General features: G+C 63.6%; 23 protein-coding genes. 4 read left to right on the top strand and 19 right to left on the bottom strand.

The annotated features are described in order from the left end of the window. Positions 1 to 163: 163 nt before the first annotated feature. The 6 genes from IAE38_RS18600 to IAE38_RS18625 all read right to left on the bottom strand — a co-directional run bounded on the left by IAE38_RS18600 (position 164) and on the right by IAE38_RS18625 (position 5,913). Entirely contained in the window at positions 164 to 679 is a 516-nt protein-coding gene (locus IAE38_RS18600) for a disulfide bond formation protein B (protein WP_201218614.1), read from the bottom strand. A gap of 223 nt (positions 680 to 902) precedes the next feature. Further along, positions 903 to 2,141, bottom strand: coding sequence for a heme biosynthesis HemY N-terminal domain-containing protein (locus IAE38_RS18605; protein WP_201214027.1), 1,239 nt, complete (start codon positions 2,139 to 2,141; stop codon positions 903 to 905). Next, positions 2,138 to 3,238, bottom strand: coding sequence for a uroporphyrinogen-III C-methyltransferase (locus tag IAE38_RS18610; protein WP_201163866.1), 1,101 nt, complete (start codon positions 3,236 to 3,238; stop codon positions 2,138 to 2,140). The genes IAE38_RS18605 and IAE38_RS18610 overlap by 4 nt, the downstream gene beginning before the upstream one ends. Before the next feature lie 44 nt (positions 3,239 to 3,282). Next, entirely contained in the window at positions 3,283 to 4,050 is a 768-nt protein-coding gene (locus tag IAE38_RS18615) for a uroporphyrinogen-III synthase (protein WP_201218615.1), read from the bottom strand. Next, the gene (gene hemC / locus IAE38_RS18620) at positions 4,047 to 4,988 is read right to left on the bottom strand and encodes a hydroxymethylbilane synthase (RefSeq protein ID WP_201163868.1); all 942 of its coding nucleotides are present in this window, start codon (positions 4,986 to 4,988) and stop codon (positions 4,047 to 4,049) included. Before hemC ends, IAE38_RS18615 begins: the two co-directional genes overlap by 4 nt. Before the next feature lie 181 nt (positions 4,989 to 5,169). After that, positions 5,170 to 5,913: a LytR/AlgR family response regulator transcription factor gene (locus IAE38_RS18625; RefSeq protein ID WP_201163869.1), complete on the bottom strand. Its 744-nt coding sequence runs from the start codon at positions 5,911 to 5,913 to the stop codon at positions 5,170 to 5,172. Between the two features lie 309 nt (positions 5,914 to 6,222). Here IAE38_RS18625 and argH point away from each other — a divergent pair, with 309 nt between their 5' ends. After that, positions 6,223 to 7,620, top strand: a complete 1,398-nt coding sequence (gene argH / locus IAE38_RS18630) for an argininosuccinate lyase (protein ID WP_201218617.1) — start codon at positions 6,223 to 6,225, stop codon at positions 7,618 to 7,620. A 44-nt stretch (positions 7,621 to 7,664) separates the two neighbouring features. On the opposite strand, the gene IAE38_RS18635 is transcribed toward argH, so the two are convergent. Next, positions 7,665 to 8,327, bottom strand: a complete 663-nt coding sequence (locus tag IAE38_RS18635) for a glutathione S-transferase (protein WP_201218619.1) — start codon at positions 8,325 to 8,327, stop codon at positions 7,665 to 7,667. A gap of 147 nt (positions 8,328 to 8,474) precedes the next feature. Between IAE38_RS18635 and IAE38_RS18640 the strand changes: the two genes are divergently transcribed. Next, on the top strand, positions 8,475 to 8,780 hold the full coding sequence (locus tag IAE38_RS18640) for a hypothetical protein (protein WP_201163870.1): 306 nt from the start codon (positions 8,475 to 8,477) through the stop codon (positions 8,778 to 8,780). A gap of 69 nt (positions 8,781 to 8,849) precedes the next feature. After that, positions 8,850 to 9,095 carry a TIGR02647 family protein gene (locus IAE38_RS18645; RefSeq protein ID WP_028635558.1) on the top strand — a complete coding sequence of 82 codons (246 nt, stop codon included), beginning with the start codon at positions 8,850 to 8,852 and terminating at the stop codon, positions 9,093 to 9,095. Positions 9,096 to 9,158: 63 nt separating this feature from the next. Here the strand turns inward: IAE38_RS18645 and IAE38_RS18650 are convergent, their stop codons facing one another. The 7 genes from IAE38_RS18650 to IAE38_RS18680 form a co-directional block, all read right to left on the bottom strand. Further along, positions 9,159 to 11,102, bottom strand: coding sequence for an FTR1 family protein (locus IAE38_RS18650; RefSeq protein ID WP_201218621.1), 1,944 nt, complete (start codon positions 11,100 to 11,102; stop codon positions 9,159 to 9,161). Positions 11,103 to 11,247: 145 nt separating this feature from the next. After that, complete coding sequence (locus IAE38_RS18655) at positions 11,248 to 12,666, bottom strand: efflux transporter outer membrane subunit (RefSeq protein ID WP_201218623.1); 1,419 nt, start codon at positions 12,664 to 12,666, stop codon at positions 11,248 to 11,250. 2 nt (positions 12,667 to 12,668) lie between these two features. Further along, positions 12,669 to 13,538, bottom strand: a complete 870-nt coding sequence (locus IAE38_RS18660) for an efflux RND transporter periplasmic adaptor subunit (protein WP_028635561.1) — start codon at positions 13,536 to 13,538, stop codon at positions 12,669 to 12,671. Continuing rightward, positions 13,535 to 13,747, bottom strand: a complete 213-nt coding sequence (locus IAE38_RS18665) for a DUF1656 domain-containing protein (RefSeq protein ID WP_028635562.1) — start codon at positions 13,745 to 13,747, stop codon at positions 13,535 to 13,537. The genes IAE38_RS18660 and IAE38_RS18665 overlap by 4 nt, the downstream gene beginning before the upstream one ends. Continuing rightward, positions 13,744 to 15,831, bottom strand: a complete 2,088-nt coding sequence (locus tag IAE38_RS18670) for an FUSC family protein (protein WP_201163873.1) — start codon at positions 15,829 to 15,831, stop codon at positions 13,744 to 13,746. The genes IAE38_RS18665 and IAE38_RS18670 overlap by 4 nt, the downstream gene beginning before the upstream one ends. Next, on the bottom strand, positions 15,828 to 16,280 hold the full coding sequence (locus IAE38_RS18675) for a MarR family winged helix-turn-helix transcriptional regulator (RefSeq protein ID WP_201163874.1): 453 nt from the start codon (positions 16,278 to 16,280) through the stop codon (positions 15,828 to 15,830). The genes IAE38_RS18670 and IAE38_RS18675 overlap by 4 nt, the downstream gene beginning before the upstream one ends. Before the next feature lie 104 nt (positions 16,281 to 16,384). Further along, positions 16,385 to 17,179, bottom strand: a complete 795-nt coding sequence (locus tag IAE38_RS18680; protein WP_201163875.1) for a tetratricopeptide repeat protein — start codon at positions 17,177 to 17,179, stop codon at positions 16,385 to 16,387. Positions 17,180 to 17,386: 207 nt separating this feature from the next. Between IAE38_RS18680 and IAE38_RS18685 the strand changes: the two genes are divergently transcribed. Beyond that, positions 17,387 to 17,953, top strand: coding sequence for a WYL domain-containing protein (locus IAE38_RS18685; protein ID WP_201218625.1), 567 nt, complete (start codon positions 17,387 to 17,389; stop codon positions 17,951 to 17,953). Positions 17,954 to 17,957: 4 nt separating this feature from the next. On the opposite strand, the gene IAE38_RS18690 is transcribed toward IAE38_RS18685, so the two are convergent. The 5 genes from IAE38_RS18690 to IAE38_RS18710 all read right to left on the bottom strand — a co-directional run bounded on the left by IAE38_RS18690 (position 17,958) and on the right by IAE38_RS18710 (position 22,180). Then, entirely contained in the window at positions 17,958 to 18,821 is an 864-nt protein-coding gene (locus IAE38_RS18690; RefSeq protein WP_201218627.1) for an ABC transporter permease, read from the bottom strand. A gap of 14 nt (positions 18,822 to 18,835) precedes the next feature. Next, complete coding sequence (locus IAE38_RS18695) at positions 18,836 to 19,699, bottom strand: ABC transporter ATP-binding protein (RefSeq protein WP_201218629.1); 864 nt, start codon at positions 19,697 to 19,699, stop codon at positions 18,836 to 18,838. A 4-nt stretch (positions 19,700 to 19,703) separates the two neighbouring features. Next, a complete protein-coding gene (locus tag IAE38_RS18700; RefSeq protein WP_201218631.1) occupies positions 19,704 to 20,723 on the bottom strand; it encodes an ABC transporter substrate-binding protein in 1,020 nt (339 codons plus the stop codon). A 17-nt stretch (positions 20,724 to 20,740) separates the two neighbouring features. After that, a complete protein-coding gene (locus tag IAE38_RS18705; protein ID WP_201218633.1) occupies positions 20,741 to 21,640 on the bottom strand; it encodes a TauD/TfdA dioxygenase family protein in 900 nt (299 codons plus the stop codon). Between the two features lie 198 nt (positions 21,641 to 21,838). Further along, positions 21,839 to 22,180, bottom strand: coding sequence for a tryptophan synthase subunit beta (locus IAE38_RS18710; RefSeq protein WP_201218635.1), 342 nt, complete (start codon positions 22,178 to 22,180; stop codon positions 21,839 to 21,841). Positions 22,181 to 22,206 lie beyond the last annotated feature (26 nt).

Consider the following 22,206-nt stretch of genomic DNA (forward strand, 5'->3'; position numbering starts at 1 on the left):
AGCAGAACGGCATCGAGCCGTAGTATTTTGCGTTATGCGTGCAGGCAGATTATTCCCGCACGTGCTGCCCTTCAAGGTACGCAGCGGACTAACTTCGTACAAGTGTTTAATACACGGTTACACGGCCACTGGTCGTGCTGGCGGCCCACAGCGCCTGTGCAAGCTACCTGAGGTCGCGGATTGCCAAGGTATGTAGGCGGCTCGCCAGCAAATAGCCCAACGGCAGCGTGGCCAGCAGCAAGAACGCCAGCAGGCTCCACTCGGGAAGGGTCAGGTCCAGAAAGCTCCAGGCCAGCGAGTTGCAGTCGGCGCTGCCAAACAACAGCTGCCGGGCGGCCTCGCTCCAGGACTGCCTGAACAGGCGCGCCAGCGGCACCGGGCAGGCGTGGCCGACATCGTCGGCACCCTGCAGCCATACGTGCCGTGCGGCCAGCAGGGCACCGGCCAGCGCACAGCCCAGTGCAACCCGCGCATAGCGGCGTTTGCCTGGCGAGGCAGGGGCATGGAGCGTTGCCAGCAGGCATACCAGCGCATAGCCCGCGAGCATCAACCGCTGGCTGAAACACAATGGGCAAGGCGAAAGCGCCAGCGCTGCCTGCAATTGGAAGGTGGCGATCAGCACCACGAGCGCGCCCAGGCAGGCAGGTAGGAAGAAGGTGCGCAAGCGGGCCGGCAGCATGGGCGTTGAATGTTCCGGGGTTGGTAGGGTAGACCTGAAACGGTAGAGGAAACGTATCCTTTGTTTCAAGGCACTACTGCCCAGACAATTCACTGCACGGCGAAGGAAATTTCCAGCTACATGGTAGGAAGGGCCTTAGGACAAAGACCGCAGAATTTACCTACACCAGTGGAGAAATTACCCGCCCCCTAAGCCCGCTGCATTGCGCGGGCCCAGGGGTGGCTCAGGCGCGGACGCTTTCTGGCAGGGGCAGCGCCAGCAGGCGCTCATCAAGCAGGCCAAGGCCTTCCTGGAACAGCTGGTTGCTGCGCTCGGTTTCACCCAACCCCGCCAGTAACCGAGCCAGCTCGGCGCAGGTTTCCGGGTTGCGCTCCATGCGCAGGCTGCTTTCCAGATAATCCCTGGCCTTGCCCCACAGACGGTTCTGCAGGCTCAGGCGGCCCAGGGTGAGCAGCAGGCTGGCGTCCTGCGGGTGCTCTTTGAGCCAACCTTCGGCGGTTTGCAGCTGACGCGCAGGGTCATCACCGCGAACCAGACCATACAGCCGGGCCAGGTGGCTTTCGTACTGGCGCTTGAGCGCAGCGCGCAGCACCTGCTCGGCCTCGCTTTGGGCGCCTGCCTGGCGTAGCTGCTCGGCATAGGCCAGCACCAACTGCGGCTCCTGGCGCTGGGCAGACGTCAATTGCTGCCAGGCGCGTTCAAGGGCCTGCCGGGCGGTTTGGGCATCTTCACCACGGGTGGCTGCCAGGCTCAGGTTCTGGCCCCAGGCACGGCGCTCCAGCGCCGCCAGCTCGGCAGGCGGCAATACCTTGCCCTTGCGCAGGTCTGGCATCAGGCGGATCAGTGCCGACCAGTCGCCGCGCTCCAGGTGCAGGCGTTGCAGCAGGCGCAGCACCTGGGTGTTGTGCGGATGGCGTTGTTGCATGGCCAGCAGTGTTTCCAAGGCGCCATCGCTATCCCCGCGGTCCATCTGCAACTGGGCATGGGTCAGGGCAACGGCCAGTTCGGCTTGGGGCTGGCGTTCGAGGGCGCGCTCCAGCAGGTTGTCACTGTCTTCGATGCGGCCCTGTTCGTTCGCCGCACGTGCAGCGCCCAGGTAGTACATCAAAGGCTGGCGCTCGGCCTCGGCGGCACGGTGCAGGTGGCGCTGGGCACTGGCCCAGCGGCCCTCGGCAAGGTCCAGCTGCCCTTGCTCGACGGCCAGCCGATTACGCCGGCTGCGGTTGCGTCGCGACCAAGGGTTGACCGCACCGCTTGAGGCCAGCACCAGCCCAACCAGAAAGCGCAGCAACAACAACACCGCCACCACCGCGAGCAACCCCAACAGGGCAGCCCACAAGCCGGACTGATAACGGAAACTGCCATAGGACACCATCACGTAGCCGCTGTGGTTGGCCACGGCCACACCCAGTGCTGCGGCAACCACGATGGCCAGCACCGCCAGCAGGTACACGCGCTTCATGGCTTGCCCCCCTCGGCATCAGCCGGCAAGTGGCGGCGCTGGATGTAGTTCTGCACGGCAGCCAGGCTCTGGCTGAGGTCAGGGGTGACCACCGATACCGGCTGCTCGGCCAGAGCGTTGAGGCTGTCGAGCATGGCCTTGCTTTGCGGGTTATCGGCGTTGAAGTTGGCGACCAGCACGCTGCGGGCATCATCCAGTGCCTGGGTGTAGACCTTGGCATCACCGTTGAGCGCGGCCCACTGGGCCTGTTCGATGGTGAGGCTAAGTGCCAGGCGCAACTGGTTAAGTTGCTGGCCTGCCAACAGAGGCCGCACGTTGTCGTCGGCATTGAAGTCGATCTGGAAGTACTTGGAGATCTCCGACCACCACTGCGCCAGGCGGCTTGGGCCATCGCCATCTGCGGTGAGTGCGCCCATTGCATTGGCATCGCTGGAAAACTCCGGCGACTGGGCGCTGAGCTGTTGCACTTGCTCACGCTGGGCGGCCAGCTTGAGGAACAGGCCAGTGCGGTCGGGTTGCTGGGTGCTGCTGAGGGTAGCGAGGCTGCGGGCCAGTTGCTCGCGGGCAGCGAAGGCACCCGGGTCGCTCTGTTCGCGCAGAATTTCGTCCGCACCCTCGACCAGCGCCTTGGCACTGGTGATGTCCTGCAGGGCCGACAGGCGCAGGGTCGCCAGGCGCAGCAGGTGCTCGGCCTCGGCCAGGCGCCACTCCTTGCGGCTTTCGCCCAGCACGGTTTCAACCCGTTGGCTGAGGCGCTGCTGATCGCCTTGCAACTGGGCGACCAGCCGGCGGCGGTCTTCCAGCTCGCTGGCCGCCGGCAGGCTGGCCAACTGCGCGCTGATTTGCTGCTCACGCTGCTGCAGTGCCTCGGCGCGCTGGTTCAATGCTTCGAGGTGCTGGCCCTGGTCGAATTCATCGCCCTGCAGCTGGTGTACCTGCCAGGCACCCCAGCCACCGACGCCAACGCCCGCAGCGCCCAGCAGCAAGGCCAGCGCAGCCAGGCCGTTGCCGGAGCGTTTGCCGGATGGGGGGGTGACAGGCTCCGTCGGCGCCTGGGCCGCGGTTTGATCATTATTGGACAAGACAGTCTCGCTCACGTATCCATCCTTTGCATGGGGGCGCATCGCGTACAGCTTAGCGCCTAATCGGCAGGTGCAGCGCTGCGCTGCACGGCTGCCAGCAAGGCCATGGCGCTGGCGCCACGGCAATCCACAACCTGTTGGGCCCCTGCGGCCCTGGCCTGTTCGGCTACCCGCGGGCTCGGCACGAACAGCGGCATGCGCGCAATCTGCGGCCACGCGGTGCCAGCCAGCTGCTGCAAGTGTTCGAAACCCTGCCCACTGCTGACCACCACGCCATTGAGGCGTTCCGCGTGGATGCGCTGCATCAGGGTACCTGCCGGGTAAGCAGGCAGGCAGCGACGATACAGTTCCAGATATTCGACGCTAGCACCTAGCTGTGCAAGACGCTCTGCCAGCAGTTCGCGACCTCCTACGCCGCGCACAATGAGCATGCGCGGGGCGGCACCCGCCACCGCCTGGCGCAGCGCCGGCACGGCCAATAAGGCTTCGCTGTCATCGCCTGCCGCCGGGTAGCTCACGTGCAGGCCTGCCTGTTGCAATACGGCAGCGGTCGCTGCACCCACGGTGAACCAGCCGCGCGGCGGCATAGGCAGGCCACACGCGGCCACCTGTTCAATCAGCAACCTGGCAGCCGGTTTGCTTACCACGATGACGCCGCCAAACTGCCCCAGCTCACCCAGCAGCGCCCGCTCCCTGGCGTCGGGAAGTACAGGTTCGATGGCCAGCAAGGGCAGGCAACTGCTACCCACCCCGGCGTCAGCCAGGCTTTGCGACAGCGCCGCGCAGTCCTCGGCAGGCCGGGTCAGCAACAGGCGCCAAGGGCTCACGGGTGCCCAGCCTCGCCATAGACTTCCTTGAGGATAGCCTCGGCGCCCTGGCTCAGCAGGTCTTCAGCCACTTGTATGCCCAGGGCTTCGGCGTGCGCCCGTGGCGCGCGGGCCTGGGCAACCAGCAGAGTGCCGCCATCAGGGTGGCCAACCAGGCCACGTAGCCACAGTTGGTCCTGCTCGAGCACTGCATAGCACGCGATGGGCACCTGGCAGCCCCCGTTCAGGCGCTTGTTCAAGGCGCGCTCGGCGACTACGCGGTCGGCAGTGTCGTCGTGGTGCAAGGCTGCCAGCAGTGCATGGATGTGCGCGTCAGCACTGCGGCACTCGATGCCAACCGCACCCTGGCCGCCAGCGGGCAGGCTGTCATCGACGCTGATACTGTCGGTGATGCGGTCTTCGAAGCCCAGGCGAATCAGCCCGGCAGCCGCCAGAATGATCGCGTCATATTCGCCGGCATCGAGCTTGGCCAGGCGCGTATTGACGTTACCGCGCAAAAAGCGAATTTGCAGGTCGGGCCGGCGGGCCAGCAGCTGGGTCTGCCGGCGCAGGCTTGAGGTGCCGACGACACTGCCGGCCGGCAGCGCCTGAAGGCTGTCAAAGCGGTTGGAGACAAACGCGTCGCGCGGGTCTTCGCGCTCGCAGATGCAGTACAGCCCCAGGCCTTCGGGGAAGTCCATGGGGACGTCCTTCATCGAGTGCACAGCGATGTCGGCTTCGTTGTCGAGCAGGGCGTTTTCCAGCTCCTTGACGAACAGGCCCTTGCCGCCGATCTTCGCCAGGGGAGCATCCAGCAGCTTGTCGCCGCGGCTCACCATCGGCACCAGGGACACGTGCAGGCCTGGGTGAGCCTGCTCAAGACGGGCTTTGACGTATTCGGCCTGCCACAGGGCCAATGCACTTTTACGGGTGGCAATGCGGATTTCGCGAGTGGACATGTAACGCCCCGATACATAGAAATGCCGCCGATGATAACAGCATCGTCGGAGGCACTAGCAGATGCGGATCAACAGCGAGTGCGATGGTGAACCTGGGGCGGGAGTAGTGGGGGCAGGTGTATCAAGGCCGCTGGGCGGCCTGTCGCGGGCAAGCCCGCTCCTGTAGAGAAGGCCGACAACGTTAGAGGTTCTGCATCATTTTGCGCACACCGGCCACGTGGCGGCGGCTCACCGTGAGGGCGTCACCGTCGAGCCCCTTGAGGTAAAGCTGGAAATGGCCGAGTGGCGTACGCTGCAAGCGCTCGATACGCTCGCGGGCGACCAGTGCGTTGCGATGGATACGCACGAAGCGATCACCGAACTCGTCTTCCAGGGCCTTGAGCGGTTCATCGAGCAGCACCTCGCCTCCTTCGTGACGCAGGGTGACGTACTTGTGATCGGCGATGAAATAGATCACCTGGGGTATGGGGATCAGCTCGATGCCTTTGCGGGTTCTGGCACTGATGTGGCTACGTGGCCCACCCCCTTCGCTGCCCGGTCGGGTGAGCGCGGCCAGTTGCGCACGGTTGGGTTTGTCCGCCTTGCGCAGCGCGTCGCGAAGGGTTTGCGGCTGTATTGGCTTGGTCACATGGCTGAGGGTGCTGCCGTCGAATGCATCGGCGCCATATTCGTCATCACCGGTGCAAAACACCAACGCCGGCGGCGCCTCGCGCTCGCACAGGCGCGCGGCCACCTGCAGGCCATCGAGCCCTGGCATGCCGATGTCCAGCAAAACCACATCAGGCTTGAGGCTTTCAATCAGTGCAAGCGCTTCCTCGCCATTCGTGGCACTTGGCTCCAGCACGGTGTAACCCTCGAGTTCACCGAGCAATCGGCTTAGGCGTTCGCGGCCTTGGGGTTCGTCATCAACGATCAGGACATTCATAGTTGCGCTGGATTCCTGAATGAGTCTGCACGGTCATGGCGTAGACAGGTGTGAGTGGAGCGATGCTGCGTGTCACGCTCTAGACCGGTGCGATGGCCAAAGATTCACTGGAGCCGGCAGATTCGCTGCCCACCCCTTGTCAAACTGTAGACGGTCCGTGGAACACTGCCGTTCAATCCTGAAAATCTCTGCAACGGTTTTGCGCGGCCTTCGTCTGTCGATTAACTGCGCCCTGCGCCCTGCGGCAGCTGGCCCAACCCTGCTATCATCGCGGCAATTTTTTCGTTCACGCCTGCAATGAGTGAATTCATGAGCACTGACAAGACCAATCAGTCCTGGGGCGGCCGCTTCAGTGAGCCCGTCGACGCCTTCGTCGCCCGTTTCACCGCCTCGGTAGACTTCGACAAGCGCCTGTACCGCCACGACATCATGGGCTCGATTGCCCACGCAACCATGCTGGCACAGGTCGGCGTCCTCAGCGACGCCGAGCGTGACACCATCATCGATGGCCTCAAGACCATTCAGGGCGAAATCGAAGCCGGCACCTTCGACTGGCGCGTCGACCTCGAAGACGTGCACATGAACATCGAAGCACGCCTCACCGACCGCATCGGCATTACCGGCAAGAAGCTGCACACCGGCCGCAGCCGCAACGACCAGGTGGCTACCGATATCCGCCTGTGGCTGCGTGACGAAATCGACCTGATCCTGGGCGAAATCACCCGCCTGCAAAAAGGGCTGCTGGAACAGGCCGAGCGCGAAGCCGAAACCATCATGCCAGGCTTCACCCACTTGCAAACCGCCCAGCCGGTCACCTTTGGCCACCACCTGCTGGCCTGGTTCGAGATGCTCAGCCGCGATTACGAGCGCCTGGTCGATTGCCGCAAGCGCACCAACCGCATGCCATTGGGCAGCGCTGCACTGGCCGGCACCACCTACCCCATCGACCGCGAGCTCACGTGCAAGCTGCTGGGCTTCGAGGCCGTGGCAGGCAACTCGCTAGATGGCGTCTCGGACCGTGATTTCGCCATCGAATTCTGCGCTGCGGCCAGCGTGGCGATGATGCACCTGTCGCGCTTCTCGGAAGAGCTGGTGCTGTGGACCAGCGCGCAGTTCCAGTTCATCGACCTGCCAGATCGCTTCTGCACCGGCAGCTCGATCATGCCGCAGAAGAAGAACCCGGACGTGCCGGAGCTGGTGCGTGGCAAGAGCGGCCGCGTGTTCGGCGCCCTGACTGGCTTGCTGACCCTGATGAAAGGCCAGCCGCTGGCCTACAACAAGGACAACCAGGAAGACAAGGAGCCGCTGTTCGACGCCGCCGACACCCTGCGCGACTCGCTGCGTGCCTTTGCCGACATGATCCCGGCCATCAAGCCCAAGCACGCCATCATGCGTGAAGCGGCCCTGCGTGGGTTTTCCACCGCAACTGACCTGGCCGACTACCTGGTGCGCCGTGGCCTGCCGTTCCGTGACTGCCACGAAATCGTTGGCCACGCGGTGAAGTACGGTGTGAACACCGGCAAGGACCTGGCCGAAATGAGCCTGGAGGAACTGCGCCAGTTCAGCGACCAGATCGAGCAGGACGTGTTCGCGGTGCTGACCCTGGAAGGCTCGGTGAATGCCCGCAACCACATCGGTGGTACGGCACCGGCACAGGTGCGCGCGGCGGTTGCCCGTGGCACGGCGCTGCTGGCCCAGCGGGCCTAGGTGCCGCAGCGGCCTTGCGCATCGCGTCGCAAGGCCGCCCCCCGTCACTGTTTGCGGTTACGCATCATCTCGAGGAAGGCCGGCATCGCCGCTTCCTTGTCTGCGACAATCCGTGCGACGTGCGGGTTCTCGCCCATCTGCTGCAGCAATGCCTTGGCCTGGGGGAAGTCCGCCAGCAAGTCGATGTTCAGCACTTTCTTGCCCACAGCGCTCGCCAGGTCAACCGAGAAGCAGAACATCAGGTCGGCCAGGGTCAGTTGATCGCCCGCCACGAAGGGTGCGAAACGCCCGTTGCGTTTGAGGGTGGCGAAGCCGGACAGCAACTCGGTACGCGCCTTCTCCTTGACCAGCGGCTCCACAGGCGTGCCGAAGAACGCTTCGGCGTAGCAGGTGCGCGCAGGCAGCTCGATGTACAGCTCGATTTCCTTGACCAGCTCACGCACCTTGGCCTGGGCGAAAGGGTCAGCCGGCAGCAGCGCCTTGCCGCCTTGGGTTTGCTCGATGTAATCGAGAATGACGCTGGTTTCACTCAAGAAACCGTGCTCGGTTTGCAGCACCGGCACCTTGCCACGTGGGCTGACTTCCAGTACCTGCGGGGTCTGGCCACTGAAGAACAGCACCTCTTCGAAAGGCACGCCCTTTTCCAGCAAGGCCAACTTGACCATGTTGTAGTAGTTGCTGACAGGGAATCCGTAGAGCTTGAGCATGGGTTGACAGCCTCCGGGCCGTAAGAAAATGGCACGGCTTTTATAGCCCCATCGCCCGCGCCTGACCAGCGTCATGCACGCGGTCGATGGCCGGGCATTGCCAATACAGCCGTGGCAAACTGTGCATCCCACAACAGGAGTTGCGCCATGAGCGAACACACCGACATCGACGATGATCAAGACGACGAGGCCTTTGCCGAGGCTACGTTGACGCAGGCAATCGAGAACCAGATCGAAAGCGGCGAGCCCCCTGCGGCCAAGGCCACATTCAACAAGCTGACCCTGGTCGGCTACGCGCGCGAAGACATCCTGAACCTGATGGCACACGTTCTTGCCTTCGAGATCGACAACATGCTCAGCGAAGACCGCGAGTTCGACGGCCAGTGGTACGAAGAGGCGCTGCGCGCATTGCCTGAGCTGCCGCCTGAGATGGATCAAGGCGACGACGAATAAGCCGGCTACACTCCTAGGTCAGGCACCCCTTGCGGTGCCGCCATCCTTGTCCGGAAGTCAGGAGTCGCCATGTCCTTTTCCCCCGAATTGATCGCCGAACTGGAAGTACTTGCGCTGTTCAACCTCGACAGCAGCCAGGAAGGCATCAAGATTCACAACAACGCCTCCCCCACCCTGATCGCTGCGGCGCAGCGCCTGCACGACAAAGGCCTGACCGATCAGCCTGACGGCGGTTACCTGACCAGCCTTGGGCACGATGCGGTGGAGAGCGTGCAGCTGCTGCAGAACATCCTCAAATCACCGCAGCCAGCCTGAAACCCGAGCACCCCCGGTGGGAGCGGTTTCAACCGCGAGCCCTGGGGGTGCGCCAGCATTGCGTCAGCTAACGGCGGCCCGGCGCTTTTCCATCAACCGCGAGCGCCCGTACAGGAACACGATGGCCAGCAAAGCCACCGCCTGTGCCGACAGCGAATAGGCGTCGGCGTGAATCCCCAGCCAATCGAACTCAAAGAACGCCACCGGGCGGGTACCCAGCACGCCCGCCTCCTGCAATGCCTTCACGCCATGCCCTGCAAATACTACAGACAGCGCGCACAGCAGTGCGGCGTTGATGCTGAAGAACAGTGACAGCGGCAGCTTGGCCGAACCCCGCAAGATGACCCATGCCAACCCCACCAGCAGCACCAGTGCAGTAGCCCCGCCCGCCAATACCGCCTGGTGCCCGGCCGGCCCTGCCTGTAACCACAGGGTTTCGTAGAACAGGATCACTTCGAACAATTCCCGGTACACCGAAAAGAACGCCAGCATGGCGAAGCCGAACCGGCCACCACCGCTGACCAGGCTGCTCTTGATGTAGTCCTGCCAGGCTGCGGCGTGGCGACGGTCATGCATCCACACCCCCAGCCACAGCACCATCACCGCAGCAAACAATGCCGTGCAGCCTTCGAGCAGTTCGCGCTGAGCGCCACCGACATTGATCACATAGGCAGCCAACGCCCACGTAGCGAAGCCGGCAACCAGCGCCAGGCCCCAGCCGATGTTGACGCTGCGCACCGCCGACTGCTGGCCCGTGTTACGCAGGAAGGCCAGGATTGCTGCCAGCACCAGAATGGCTTCCAGGCCTTCACGCAGCAGGATCAGCAGACCAGACACATAGCTCAGCGACCAGCTCAGCCCATCACTGCCCAGCAACTTGGCGGCTTGGTCCAGCTTGGTTCTGGCTTCGGCAAGGCGCTGCTCGGCCTGGGCGATGGGCAAGCCATCCTGCAATGCCTGCCGGTATGCCATCAGGGATTTCTCGGTGTCCTTGCGGGCCTGGGCGTCGATGTTGTCCAGCGAGCTTTCTACCAGCTCGAAACCCTCCAGGTAGGCCGCTACTGACAGGTCGTAGGCCTGGTCATGGTCGCCTGCACGGTAAGCGGCGAGGCTCTTGTCCAGGGTAGTGGCGGTGTACTCGAGCAATTGGGCCGGGCCGCGTTTGACCTGCGGCGGCTGAGCGCGCTGAGCGCGGAACGCCTGCACGGCTGCTGCACCTTCGTTGGCTGCCACTTCCGCGGGTGTCTGGCGCGCCAGGTCGGCCAGGTTCCACACCTTGTCGCCCTTTGCCGCTTGCGGGTTGGCCGTGAAGCTGGCGATATACGCCGCCACATCCCAGCGCTGGCGGTCGTCCAGCTGGTCAGCGAACGATGGCATCTCGGTACCGTCGATACCCAGAGCCAGCGTGTTGTAAAGGTCGAACAGGCTCAACTGGTCGAGGCGTTCGGTATTACGCAGATCGGCGGGGGCCGGCTCCAGGCCGACACCAGCCGGGCCATCGCCCGCTCCGGTATCACCGTGGCAGATCGAGCAGTTTTGCGCATACAACGATGCGCCACGGGCCGGGTCGGGGGTGATCACCGGGGCTTGGCTCACCTCGTAGGCCACGGCCAAGCGAGCGCCCAATTGGCGAGCCTGCCTGGCGACTACGGCGCCATCCTGACGCTGGTCGATGGCCTGGCGCAGGGCCTGGATGCCTTGCTGCAGCGCTTTGTGTTCGGCGTTGGCCGGCAGGCTGTTAACCAGCTCAGCCAACACAGCACTGAATTCCTGCTGCTCACGGTACTCGCCACTGTCCACTACCTTGCCATCGCGCACGGTGGGCGGGTAATCCGCACCAATGTAGTCAAGCAAGTGCAGCGCTTTGGCGGCTTCAGCGGGCGCTTCGGCCTGCGCCAGGGTGCTGCACAACGCCAGCACTGGACCAAGCAGCAACGCGGGCAGCCAGGACAGCAGACGGGTACGGGTTTTCATGGCCAGTCTCGGAGGGAATGCGAAAGAGAACATTGTTCACTTCCACTCAGCTTGCCTCAAGGTTTGTGGGCAGATTTCATGAAAAATCTTGCTACAAATCAGTCGGCGGTCAACCTCCGCATTACCAAGAGCCAGCGTCTGCAGCCAAGCTAAGGGAGCAGCCCTGCCGGCTATTGGCCTAAGGCTTGGCGCTCTCCCTCCAGCCGCCACCCAATGCAAGGAACACCCCAATCTGCCCCACCGCCACCTGGCTGTTCGCCGCCGCCAGTTGCGCACGCATATCGGTGTAGGTGCGTGTTGCCTGCAAGTCCGCCAAAAACGATTCGCGCCCTGCCTGGTAATAGCGGTGGGTCTGGTCTGCCGCTTCTTTCGCCGACCTTTCTGCCTCGGCCAGTGCATCACGGCGGTCAAGCAAGGCGCTGTACTGGGCAAGCCGGGTCTGGGTTTCGCGAATGGCGTTCAGCACTACACCGTCAAAATGGGCCAACGCCGCCTGGGTAGAGGCTTCAGCCATGCGAATGCGCGCCCGGGTGCCATTGGTAGGGATGGACCAGCTGATCTGCGGACCAAAGCCCCAGCGGTTGGTTGCAGGCTCGCCCAGGTTGTCAAGGATGCCAATGGTACCGACCTGGGCACCGATGCTGATGTCTGGGTACAACGCGCCAGTAGCAACGCCAATAGTGGCTGTGGCAGCAGCCAGTTGCCGCTCGGCCTGGCGCACGTCAGGGCGGCGCTTGAGCAGCGCCGCGCCATCGCCGACCGGTACCAACTGATGAAGCTGTGGCAGTTCGGCACACTCGGCAGTGCCGGCCGGCAACTGATCCACCGGCTTGGCCAGCAGCGCCGCCAGGGTATACAGGCCCGTTTCACGCTCGGCCTTGAAGCGCGGCAACTCGGCGCGCAACGATTTGAACTGGGTTTGCGAGCGGGTGACCTGGGTTTCATCGCCACGGCCCGCATCACGCAGGCGCTGGCTGAATTGCACACTCTGCTGCTGCAGGTCGAGTGACTCGCGGGCAATGTGGTATTCCTCGTTGGCCGAGCACACCTGGGTATAGGCCTTGACCACATCCGCCACCAAGGTGATGCGCGCCGTGTCGGCAGCCGCCTGCACCGCATCGGCATTGGCCTTGGCAGCCTCGGTACCACGCTTGAAGGTGCCCCACAGGTCGAACTGGTACGAGGCGCTGATGATCGCCTCGCCGATGTTGGCCACCGGCACTTTTTCGGTCAGCAGGAAGGCTTCACCCGACTCTTGCAGGCGCTGCGCACCAGCCTTGACGCCACCGCTGAAGCCGCCCTGGGATTCGGCAACGTCGACCTGAGCGCGAGCCTTGGCGATGTTGGCCGCTGCAACCCGCAGCTCGGTATTGGCGCTGAGCGCCTGGCGCACCAAGGCATTGAGGCGTGGGTCCTGATAAAGCTGCCACCAGCCCTCGGGCACCGGTGCCGACACCACGCTGCCACTATCCTGGCGCAACGGGCCGTTCAGGTCGCTGCGCTGTACGGCGGCGGCCTTGGGCACTTCATAGTCGGGGCCGACCATCATGCAGGCGCCCAGCGACAGGCAGATACCCGCCAGCATCAGCTGTTTCATGGCTACTGGCCCTCCACGATCGAAACCGTGGCGGTACGCCCGGCGACCATTCGGAAGTCCGGTGGCACTTCGTCGAAGGCGATGCGCACCGGAATACGCTGTGCCAGGCGCACCCAGCTGAAGGCAGGGTTGACGTTGGGCAGCAGGTTCGCGCCGCTGCTGCGGTCACGGTCCTCGATGCCGGCTGCGAAGCTTTCTACATGCCCGCGCAGGCGGGTGTTGTCGCCCATCACGCGGATATCCACCGCGTCACCAATGTGGATGCCGCCCAGCTTGGTTTCTTCGAAGTAGCCATCGACGTGGTACGAAGCGCTGTCGACCACCGACAACACCGGCCGCCCTGCGGTGACGAACTCATGGTTGCGCGGCGCGCGGTCGTTGAGGTAGCCGTCCACCGGGCTGCGCACCACCGAGCGGTCGAGGTTCAGCTGCGCGGTATCCACCGCCACCTGGGCCTCGCTGACCGCGGACCGGGCACGGGCTTCGCGCGACTGGCTTTCTTCCAGTTGCTCGGCAGCCACCAGGTTGCCCAGCTTGCGATTGCGTCGGGTTTCCCGCGACGCCTGGGCCAGGGTTTCCTGGCGCTCACCAAGGGTGGCCTTGGCCTGGCGCAGGGCCAGGGTGAAACGGTCCTGGTCGATGGTGAACAGCACATCGCCGCGTTTGACGGTCTGGTTGTCGCGCACTTCCACCTTCTGGATAAGCCCGGACACGTCCGGGGCAATCTGGATCACGTCGGCACGGATGTGGCCGTCGCGGGTCCAGGGGGCGAACAGGTAATACACCACCATCTGCCACACAAGTACGGCGGCAAAGGTCACGACCAGCAGGGTGAGGACCACACGGCCCAGCGTCAGCAAAGGTTTTTTCATGGCAGCATCAGGCTTCGACAAAAATGGTCAACCGCACCGAGCAGTACGGCGTAAAGGGCAACGTTGAACAGTGCGCGGTGCCAGACCAGGCGGTAGAAGTGCACGCGCACCAGCACCGCATGCACCCCCAGAAACAGCAGGTAGGTCGCAAACATCATCACCAGCAGCGTGGGCAGGAATACCCCGCTGATATCCAGTTCACCAATCACAGTGGCGCTCCATCCAGCCCGGGAGGCAGTTGCGGTTGTTCGGCAGGCTCCAGCATTACCTCCACCCCGGGCAGCAGCGCCAGGCGCAAGCCGGCCAGGGCATGCAGCAGGTGGGTGCGGGCCGCGCCGCGTTCATGCGGGTTATCCAGGTTCAGTGCCAGGCGCGCACGCTCCATGCTGCGCAGCAGCGCTGTTGAGGCATGCAGCCGCTCGCCGACACGCAGGCAGGCGGCGTAATGCGCTCCCACTTCCTCGATGACCGTGGCCAGGCGCTGGCGGCCTTGCTGCCCCGCGCGCGGCATGTAGGCCAGCAGGTCCAACAGGTTGAGCCCCACGCGCAGGTCGCGCAGTGCTACACCGCTGTCCTGGCCGGTTTGCGACAACCGCGGCAGGTGCTGCATCAGGCGGTCGAGCATCTGCACCCCCACCTTACGGTGCTCCGCGAGAGTGGCCGGCTCGGTCATCTCGACGATGTCGCGCCAGGTGAAGCGGGTCATGCGTTTGGCCGCCAGTTCCACCCCGAACGGACGCATTACCAAGGTCCAGACGAAGGCGAACAACAGCCCCACCGGCCCGGCCAGGTTGGAATTGAGGAAGGTGAAGAAGTCCGCGTCGTACGCCCCCTGAATGCTGATGAAGGTGGAAGTGTTGACGATGGTCAGCAGGGTGCCCAGGTAGAAGCGCGGCTGCACGGTCAGTGTGCCAATGCAGATGAAGGGTACGGCGAAGGCCAGCACCAGCATGGGGAAGTCGTGCAGGTTGGGCAGCACCAGGAACAGGTACAGGCTGGAGAAGATCACCGACATCAGGGTCCAGAAGAAGAACCGGTAGATCTGTGGCGCCGGGTCATCCATGGCGGCGAAGAAACTGCATGACACCGCCGCCAGGATCACCGCACTGGCGCCGTCATTCCAGCCCAGGCCAATCCACAGCCCGCATGCCACGATGATCGCCAGCACGGTGGACGCTACCGAGTACAGCATCAGGCCCCGGTCAAAGAACGGCTTCAGACGGGCCAGGCGCCAGTGCCGATACACGGCACGCCACGGTGTGGCATCGTCGCTGCGCAGCGCATGCTGCAGGGTGCAGCAGTCCTGCCACAGATCGACCCACTCGGTGAGCCGGTAAAACGCGTTGGACAGCAGCAACTCGGCACGCTGGTCGAGGGCCTCGGCCCCTGGCTGCAGGCGGTCGATGTCGGCATGCAGGGCAGCCCAGCGCCCGATCGAGGCGCTGTCGGCAGTGCCCGCGAGCCATTGCCGGGCGGCATCCAGCACAGGTTGCAGTTGTTCGAACTGCTGTGGCGCACGGCCGTGCAACGCCGTCAGCGCGTCATCCAGGGCATCGAGCACCGGCAGCAGGTGGATCATGCGCCCGCGCAGTTCGCGTACGTTCTTCAAGGTGTGGGGGCCGGCGCCTTCATGGCCGAGCTGGCCGATCATCAACTCCAGGGAGTTGAACGTGGTTACCATGGCACCGCGCATGCCACCCACGTCACTGGTGCCAGACAGCCGCGCCAGGTAGCTATCGCTGTAGCGGATGGCATCGTTGAACCAGTTGCCGGTCGCACCCACAACCACCGGCGCCAGCCGGCGTGGCCAGAAAATGGCCCCGACCACTGCCGCACAGACAATGCCCAGGCAGATTTCCTGAGCCCGGGAGGAGGCCACGTCGAAAACCGCCAGCGGGTTGTCGACCACGGCCAGGGCGATCATCGGCAAGGTGTAACCGGCCAGCATCAGTACATAGTTATTGGCGGTACGCAGGTTCAGCGAGAGGAACAGCAAGGTACCGGTCCACAGGGCAATGGCGATGCTGAGCAGCAACGGCGATTGCACCAGCGGCGGTACCAGCAGCACCGCCCCGGCGGCGCCCAGCAAGGTCCCCAAGGCGCGGTACAGTGCCTTGGAGCTGGTAGGGCCGAGGAACGGGCTGGAGACGATGTACACCGTAGCCATGGCCCAGTAAGGGCGTGGCAGCTGCATCAGCAGCGCGATGTACAACGCGATCATGGAGGCGGCGAAGGTGCGCACACCATAAAACCAGTCACGGGCCGGCGGTACCGAACTGAAGAAGCCGTTCATGCCGGGCCTCCCGCGCTGCCCAGGCCGGCTGCTTCGAAGGCACGCAGCACGCGCAACGCACCGTCGAGGTCCGCCTGGTCGACACCGCCCAGCACATCGCCACGCAACCTGACCAGTTCGGCTTCGATGGCTTCGGCCAGCGTGCGGCCTGCGTCGGTCAGGCTCAGGGCCTTGGCCCGCCGGTCCAGCGGGTCTTCACTGCGCACTACCAGGCCGGCTTTGCACAGCTGGTCGAGCAGACGTACCAGCGAAGGGCTCTCCAGGCCGGCAGCCTGGGCCACGGCAACCTGGTGCACACCATCGCCCAGGCGCACGATCATCAGCAGCGGCGCCGCGCAGGCCTCGGAGATACCGTAGCCGGTCAACGCGTTGTGGCAGATGCGCCGCCAGTGGCGAGCAGCAACCACCAAGCCGCTGCTGACCTGCAGGCGCAGAAGATCAAGGGACATAGGTAGACCAGCTATATTCATAGTTTGCTAACTATCAATATACGCCTGGCCCTCCCCCTCTCGTCAACCGCTGCCGACGGAGGGCACACCGCAAAGGCTGCACATCATGGGTGAATCTGGTCTTCCAGTTTCATTGTCAGGGCCAAGGTGCTGCCCATCTGCACGGCACGGTCCCGCCACTGTTCGTAGCGCACCTTATCGCGGCTGCTGAAGTGCACAGCCAGTTCCTCGGCCGCCTGTACTACGCCCGCTGCGGCAGCCAGTTCCAGCCAGTACAAGGCAGGCTTGAGCTCAGCCTGCACGTACAGCCCGTGCATCAGGCGGTAACCGACTTCGAAGCGGCAGCGCGCCTCGCCCTGCTCGGCACCGCGCAGGAACCACTGGTAAGCCTGCGCAGGGTCTACCTGCCATTGAAGCTCGCCGTCACACACTTCTTCTTCCAGCAGGTCGCCCAACGCGGCAGCGGCATGCAACATGCCCCGCTCGAAGGCCTGCCGGTAGCACTCTGCTGCCTGCATGTAGGAAGGCTCGACGCCTTTGCCAAAGTAGTGTTGCTGCCCAAGGTTGAACCATGCCGCCGCACTCCCCTGCAACGCTGCCATGCGCAACAGGTGCCCCGCCAGCACGGTATCGGCACGCCAGTACTTGCCGTTCAGCCAGATCCAGCCCAAGTCATTGAGGGCTGCCACGTTGCCCTGCAACGCTTGTAGCCGCAGGTCGCGATACACCGCCTGCAGGTCGCTGGCCTCGTCCAGGCGGCTGACCAGCAGGGAGCGTTGGCTGGGCAGCCCGACCCCGGCAAACAACCGCTGTCGCTTCCCCACGGCGGCTGGCGGGGTGATGACCCGCTCGGGAAGAAGGCGGGCAAGCAGCGAATGGATATTGCTGGCAGCAGACATGTTCATCCTCATTGAACGACGCACAACCCCAACCTTCGGCTGTGATGAGGCGTGATTCTGCGGGACGGCACGTCAAAACCTGTCGCGAACGATACGGTACCAGGCAACCAAACGTCACTTACTTGATCTGAGCGGTCTGTGGCCAATTGCCATGCCCCTCGCATGCCGCCATCCTATTGCGGCAAGCCTAGACAAGGACGTTATCTTTTGCCGTTCGCCACCACTCGCGCCACCTTAAGCCGTCAGTGGGCACTGCTGCGCCAGTTGCCCAGCCGCTCCCCCGGCATCACCAGCTCCGAACTGGTCTGGCGCCTGCGAGACCTGGGCTTTAGCGTCAGCAAACGCACCGTAGAGCGTGACCTCAACGAGCTGTCACTGATCTTTCCACTGGAGCGCAATGACAAGAGCATCCCGTTCGGCTGGCACTGGTCGGCCAGTGCCGTGGGTGAATTGCGCGGCAGTTCGGACCTGCTCGCCCATTTACGCGGTGATGCCGTGCTGCCTGTGCAGGGCGACGGCATCGAACTGGTTGCCCGCATCAGTGACACGCTGGCCCGGCAACTGCGCGAAGCGCCATTGAGCAGCGACATGCAGCTGACGGCGCACAAGCAGGGCCATCAGCTGCGGGCCACGGTCAGCGATGGTTGCCCGTTGCGGTGGTGGCTGTTGAGCCAGGGTGATGGGGTGGTGGTCGAGCAACCGGCGCAGTTGCGCGACGAGATTGGCAAGATCCTGACCAATGCAGCAGCGCAGTATCAGGACCTGAAACCGTAGCAGGTCAGCGCTGCATACCCCAGCGGCGCACGGTCAACCGCTCGAGGGTATTGAATACCAGGCCCTCCACCAGCAACCCGATCAGAATCACCACTGCAAGCCCGGCAAACACCTTGTCGGTGTACAGCTCGTTGCGGTTCTGGAAGATGTACCAGCCAAGGCCGCCTTTGCCGCTGCTGGCGCCGAACACCAGCTCTGCTGCAATCAGGGTGCGCCAGGCGAATGCCCAACCGATCTTGAGCCCGGACAGGATCGACGGCAGGGCTGCCGGCACCAGGATGTGCAGCACCAGCCGCAGCCCTCTCAGGCCATAGTTGCGCCCCGCCATGCGCAAGGTTTCGGACACCCCAAGAAAACCGGCATAGGTATTGAGCGCCAACGCCCACAGCACGGAGTGCACCAGTACGAAGATAAGGCTGTTGTCACCCAGCCCGAACCACAGCAAGGCCAGTGGCAACAGGGCGATGGCGGGCAAGGGGTTGAACATGGAGGTCAAGCTGCCCAGCAGGTCACGCCCCAGCTGGGTCGACACCGCCAGGCTGGTGAGGCCGAAGGCCAGGATGATCCCAAGCACGTAACCCTTGAGCAGGATGACCAGCGACACGCCAACCTTGGCCGGCAACTCACCGCTGACCAGGCCGCCCCACAGCGCCGTGGCTGTCTGCAGGAAGGTCGGCAGCAGCAGGTCGTTGTCCTGGTAACGGGCAACGGCCTCCCACAGCAGGGCCAGCACCAGCAGGATAACCGCCTTGCGTAGCCAGCCGTGTTGCCACAGGCGCTGAGCCAACGGCAGGTTGCGTTCCACAGGCACACTGAGCAACGGCTCCAGCTGCACCTCGTATTCCTGGCGTACAGGGGTAGTGGTCATGGCTGAAGCTCCTCTCAGTAGGCGATGCGGATGTCGTTGAAGCCAAGGCCTTCGGCTTGTTCGGGGGTATCGGCTTCATCGAACAGCAAGCGGTGGATACGCCGGGCACTGGCCTGGAAATCGCTGCCACCCAGGCTGCCCAGGCCGTATTGGTGACTGTGCACTTCGGCGCGTACCCGCCCGGGGTGAGGCGACAGCAGCAAAATGCGGTTGCCTACCACCAGGGCTTCCTCGATGGAGTGGGTAACGAACAGCAGGGTGAAGCGCACCTCCTCCCACAGCAGCAGCAGTTCTTCCTGCATCTTGCGCCTAGTCAGCGCGTCGAGCGCCGCGAACGGTTCGTCCATCAGCAGGATCTTCGGCTGCGTGGCCAAGGCCCTGGCAATGGCCACGCGCGCCTTCATGCCGCCCGACAGGGTGTGCGGGTAGGCATCTGCAAAGGCTGCCAGGCCGACTTTCTCCAGGTAGTGCAGCGCCCGCTCTTCAGCCTCTGCGCGTTTCAGTTGGCCCGATACCAACAGCGGGAACATCACGTTTTGCTTTACCGTTTTCCAGGGCGGCAACTGGTCAAACTCCTGGAATACGACGATACGGTCCGGGCCGGGGCCGCTGACCGGCTGCCCCTGCAGCACGATCTGCCCCGCCTGGGGCTGAATGAAGCCGGCCACTGCCTTGAGCAAGGTGGACTTGCCGCAACCGGATGGGCCGAGCAGCACGAAGCGGTCCGCCGGGTCTACCTCGAAACTCACCTGGTGCGTGGCGCGCACCACGCGTTGCCGGGTACGGTATTCGAGGGTGAGGTCATCCACTTTCAGCAGCGGCGGCGTGGCCACACCGTTGAGGTTGCTGACCGTGTGGCCTGGCAATGATGCGGTCATGCGCTCAGCTCCCCTGCAGCGGGCGTTCATCCTGGAAGAAGTAGTCCTTCCACGATTCAGGCTTGTGCTTGATGGCGCCTACCCGGTAGAGGAATTCGGCAAGCTTGTAGGTGTTCTTTGGGGTGACGGTGAATTCGTACTGCGGGTTGTCGATCAGTTTGATCAGTGTTTCACGGTCGATCTTGGCTTTGGTCACGCGGATGTAGGTGTCGGCAGCGGCCGCCTTGTCGTTCTGGGCAAAGGTGGCGGCTTCAGCCAGGGCATCGACAAACGCCTTGTAGGTCTTGGGGTTGTCCTTGCGGAATTTTTCAGTCGCAAACAGCAGGGTGGGCGAATTCGGCCCAAGCAGGTCGTAGCTGTTGAGCACTACATGCACGTTCTTGTTGGCCAGCGCCTGGTCCTGGAACGGCGGGTTGGAGAAGTGGCCGTTAAGCTCCGTTCCCCCTGCCAGCAGTGCGGCAGTGGCGTCAGGGTGCGGTACGGCAAGGGTGTATTTGTCCAGCCGGTTGTATTGAGCGTCGCCCCACTGCTGCGCTGCCGCGTACTGCAGGAAGCGCGACTGCACAGATACCCCCACTGCCGGCACTGCGATGCGGTCTTTGTCTGAGATATCAGCAATGGTTTTTACAGCTGGGTTGCTGCTGACCAGGTAATACGGGAAGTTGCCCAACGAGGCAACGGCCTTGACGTTCTGCCGCCCCTTGGTGCGGTCCCACACGGTAAGCAGCGGGCCTACCCCTGCCCCCGCGATATCCACCGAGCCAGACAGCAATGCATCATTGATGGCAGAGCCGCCAGACAACTGGGCCCAGTCGACTTCGATGTCGATGCCCTGCTGCTTGCCGTGCTTTTCGATCAGGTGCTGGTCTCGCACTACGTTCAACAGCAGATAGACGATGCCGAACTGTTCGGCGATGCGGATCTTGCCTTCGGCATGAGCCAGGTTAGGGGCTGCCAGGCTGCCCACGACCAGGCTTGCGCCCAGGCCGATGCTTGCCGCCAGGCGGCTGATGGATTTGCGCATGATGGTTTCCTCAGTCGTCAGAACGGGGCATCGCCCTGGATGGTGGTGCGGTAGAGTTTGCGCCGCAGGTGCGCGGGGCAGCCGGCGGCCAGGTGGATGAGCGAGCGGTTGTCCCAGAACACCAGGTCGTGCGGCTGCCACTGATGGCGGTAGATGTTCTGCTCCAGCACGCTCAGGGCGTAGAGCTGCTGCAGCACGTCACGGCTTTCATCGTCCGGCAAGCCGACGATGCGGGTGGTAAACCCTTCGCTGACGAACAGGGCCTTGCGGCCGTTCTCGGGGTGCGTGCGCACCACCGGGTGGATCACTTCCTGAACCTGGGCCAGCTGCTCGGCGGTAAGGGTGGGGCGCCAGTTGCCTTCGAACTTGGTTTCGGCATAGCGCGCGGTGTAGGAGTGCGCGGCATCGCGCCCGGCAATGACCTTGCGCAGCGCATCGGGCACAGCCTCCCAGGCCTTGTGCATGTCGGCGAACAGGGTGTCACCGCCTTCGCTTGGCAGCTCCTGGGCGTGCAACATCGAACCCAGGCTGGGCAACGCTTTGTACGACAGGTCTGAATGCCAGAACTTGCCGGCATCGCCCAGGCCGATGTTCTGGCCGTTCTCGACGATGTTGGAAACAATCAGAATTTCTGGGTGGCCGGCCAACAGGAACTGTTTGAGCACGTGAATCTGAAGCTCGCCGAAGCGGCGGCTGAAGGCAATCTGTTGCTGGGGGCTGATGCGCTGGTCGCGGAACACCAGCACATGGTGATCGAGGTGAGCGCGATGGATACGGCTGAAATCCTTGGCATTGACCGGCTGGGCAAGGTCCAGGCCGATAATCTCGGCGCCAACGGCACCGGAGAACGGGCGGATTTCGAAGCGTTGCGGCTGGGCGCTGTCGGGGGTCGACAAGGCGTTCGAGGCGGCTGGCATTTTTCACTCCACGCAGTGCGCGACTCCAGGACGCGCAACGATCAGAAACGCACGGGGTATTCCCGTGTGGGTTCAAGTCGTGCGGCGCATCGATTGGTCGACGGGTACGCAGTGGGGTGAACTATAAATGCATAAGAAAAATTATTTAAATACCTTTAAAGAATAAACATAGTTCGTCCATTCTGGCCTGATCCGCGATCAGATCAAGCCACCCTCCTCTTCTTCTACGATCAGGTTGTTGAGGCTGCTGAGCGCCTTGCGCGCCGTGGAACGGTTCAGCAACTTGGCCTGGGCGCCGGGAGGCAGGTCGGTGATCTTGAACACGCCCTTGGCGGTGAGCACATCGATCAGGTCCTCAAGCACACGGATCATGTCCAGGTCGCTTTGCTTGAGCTGGTTCAGGCTGTTTTCCACGACGTCATCGGCGAACCACTCCTGGATGTCGGCATGGTCGGCCGGGAGCATTTCGGTGAATTCGTCAAAAGCGGCTGCTTCTACCCGCAGCAACTGGCCGGCAGCGTCGCGTTGCACGTAGAACATGGCAGAGTCCCTCGTCACAGTGGTTC

This window comes from Pseudomonas sp. S32 (genome assembly GCF_016648095.1).
GTDB classification, from domain to species: Bacteria; Pseudomonadota; Gammaproteobacteria; order Pseudomonadales; family Pseudomonadaceae; genus Aquipseudomonas; species Aquipseudomonas parafulva.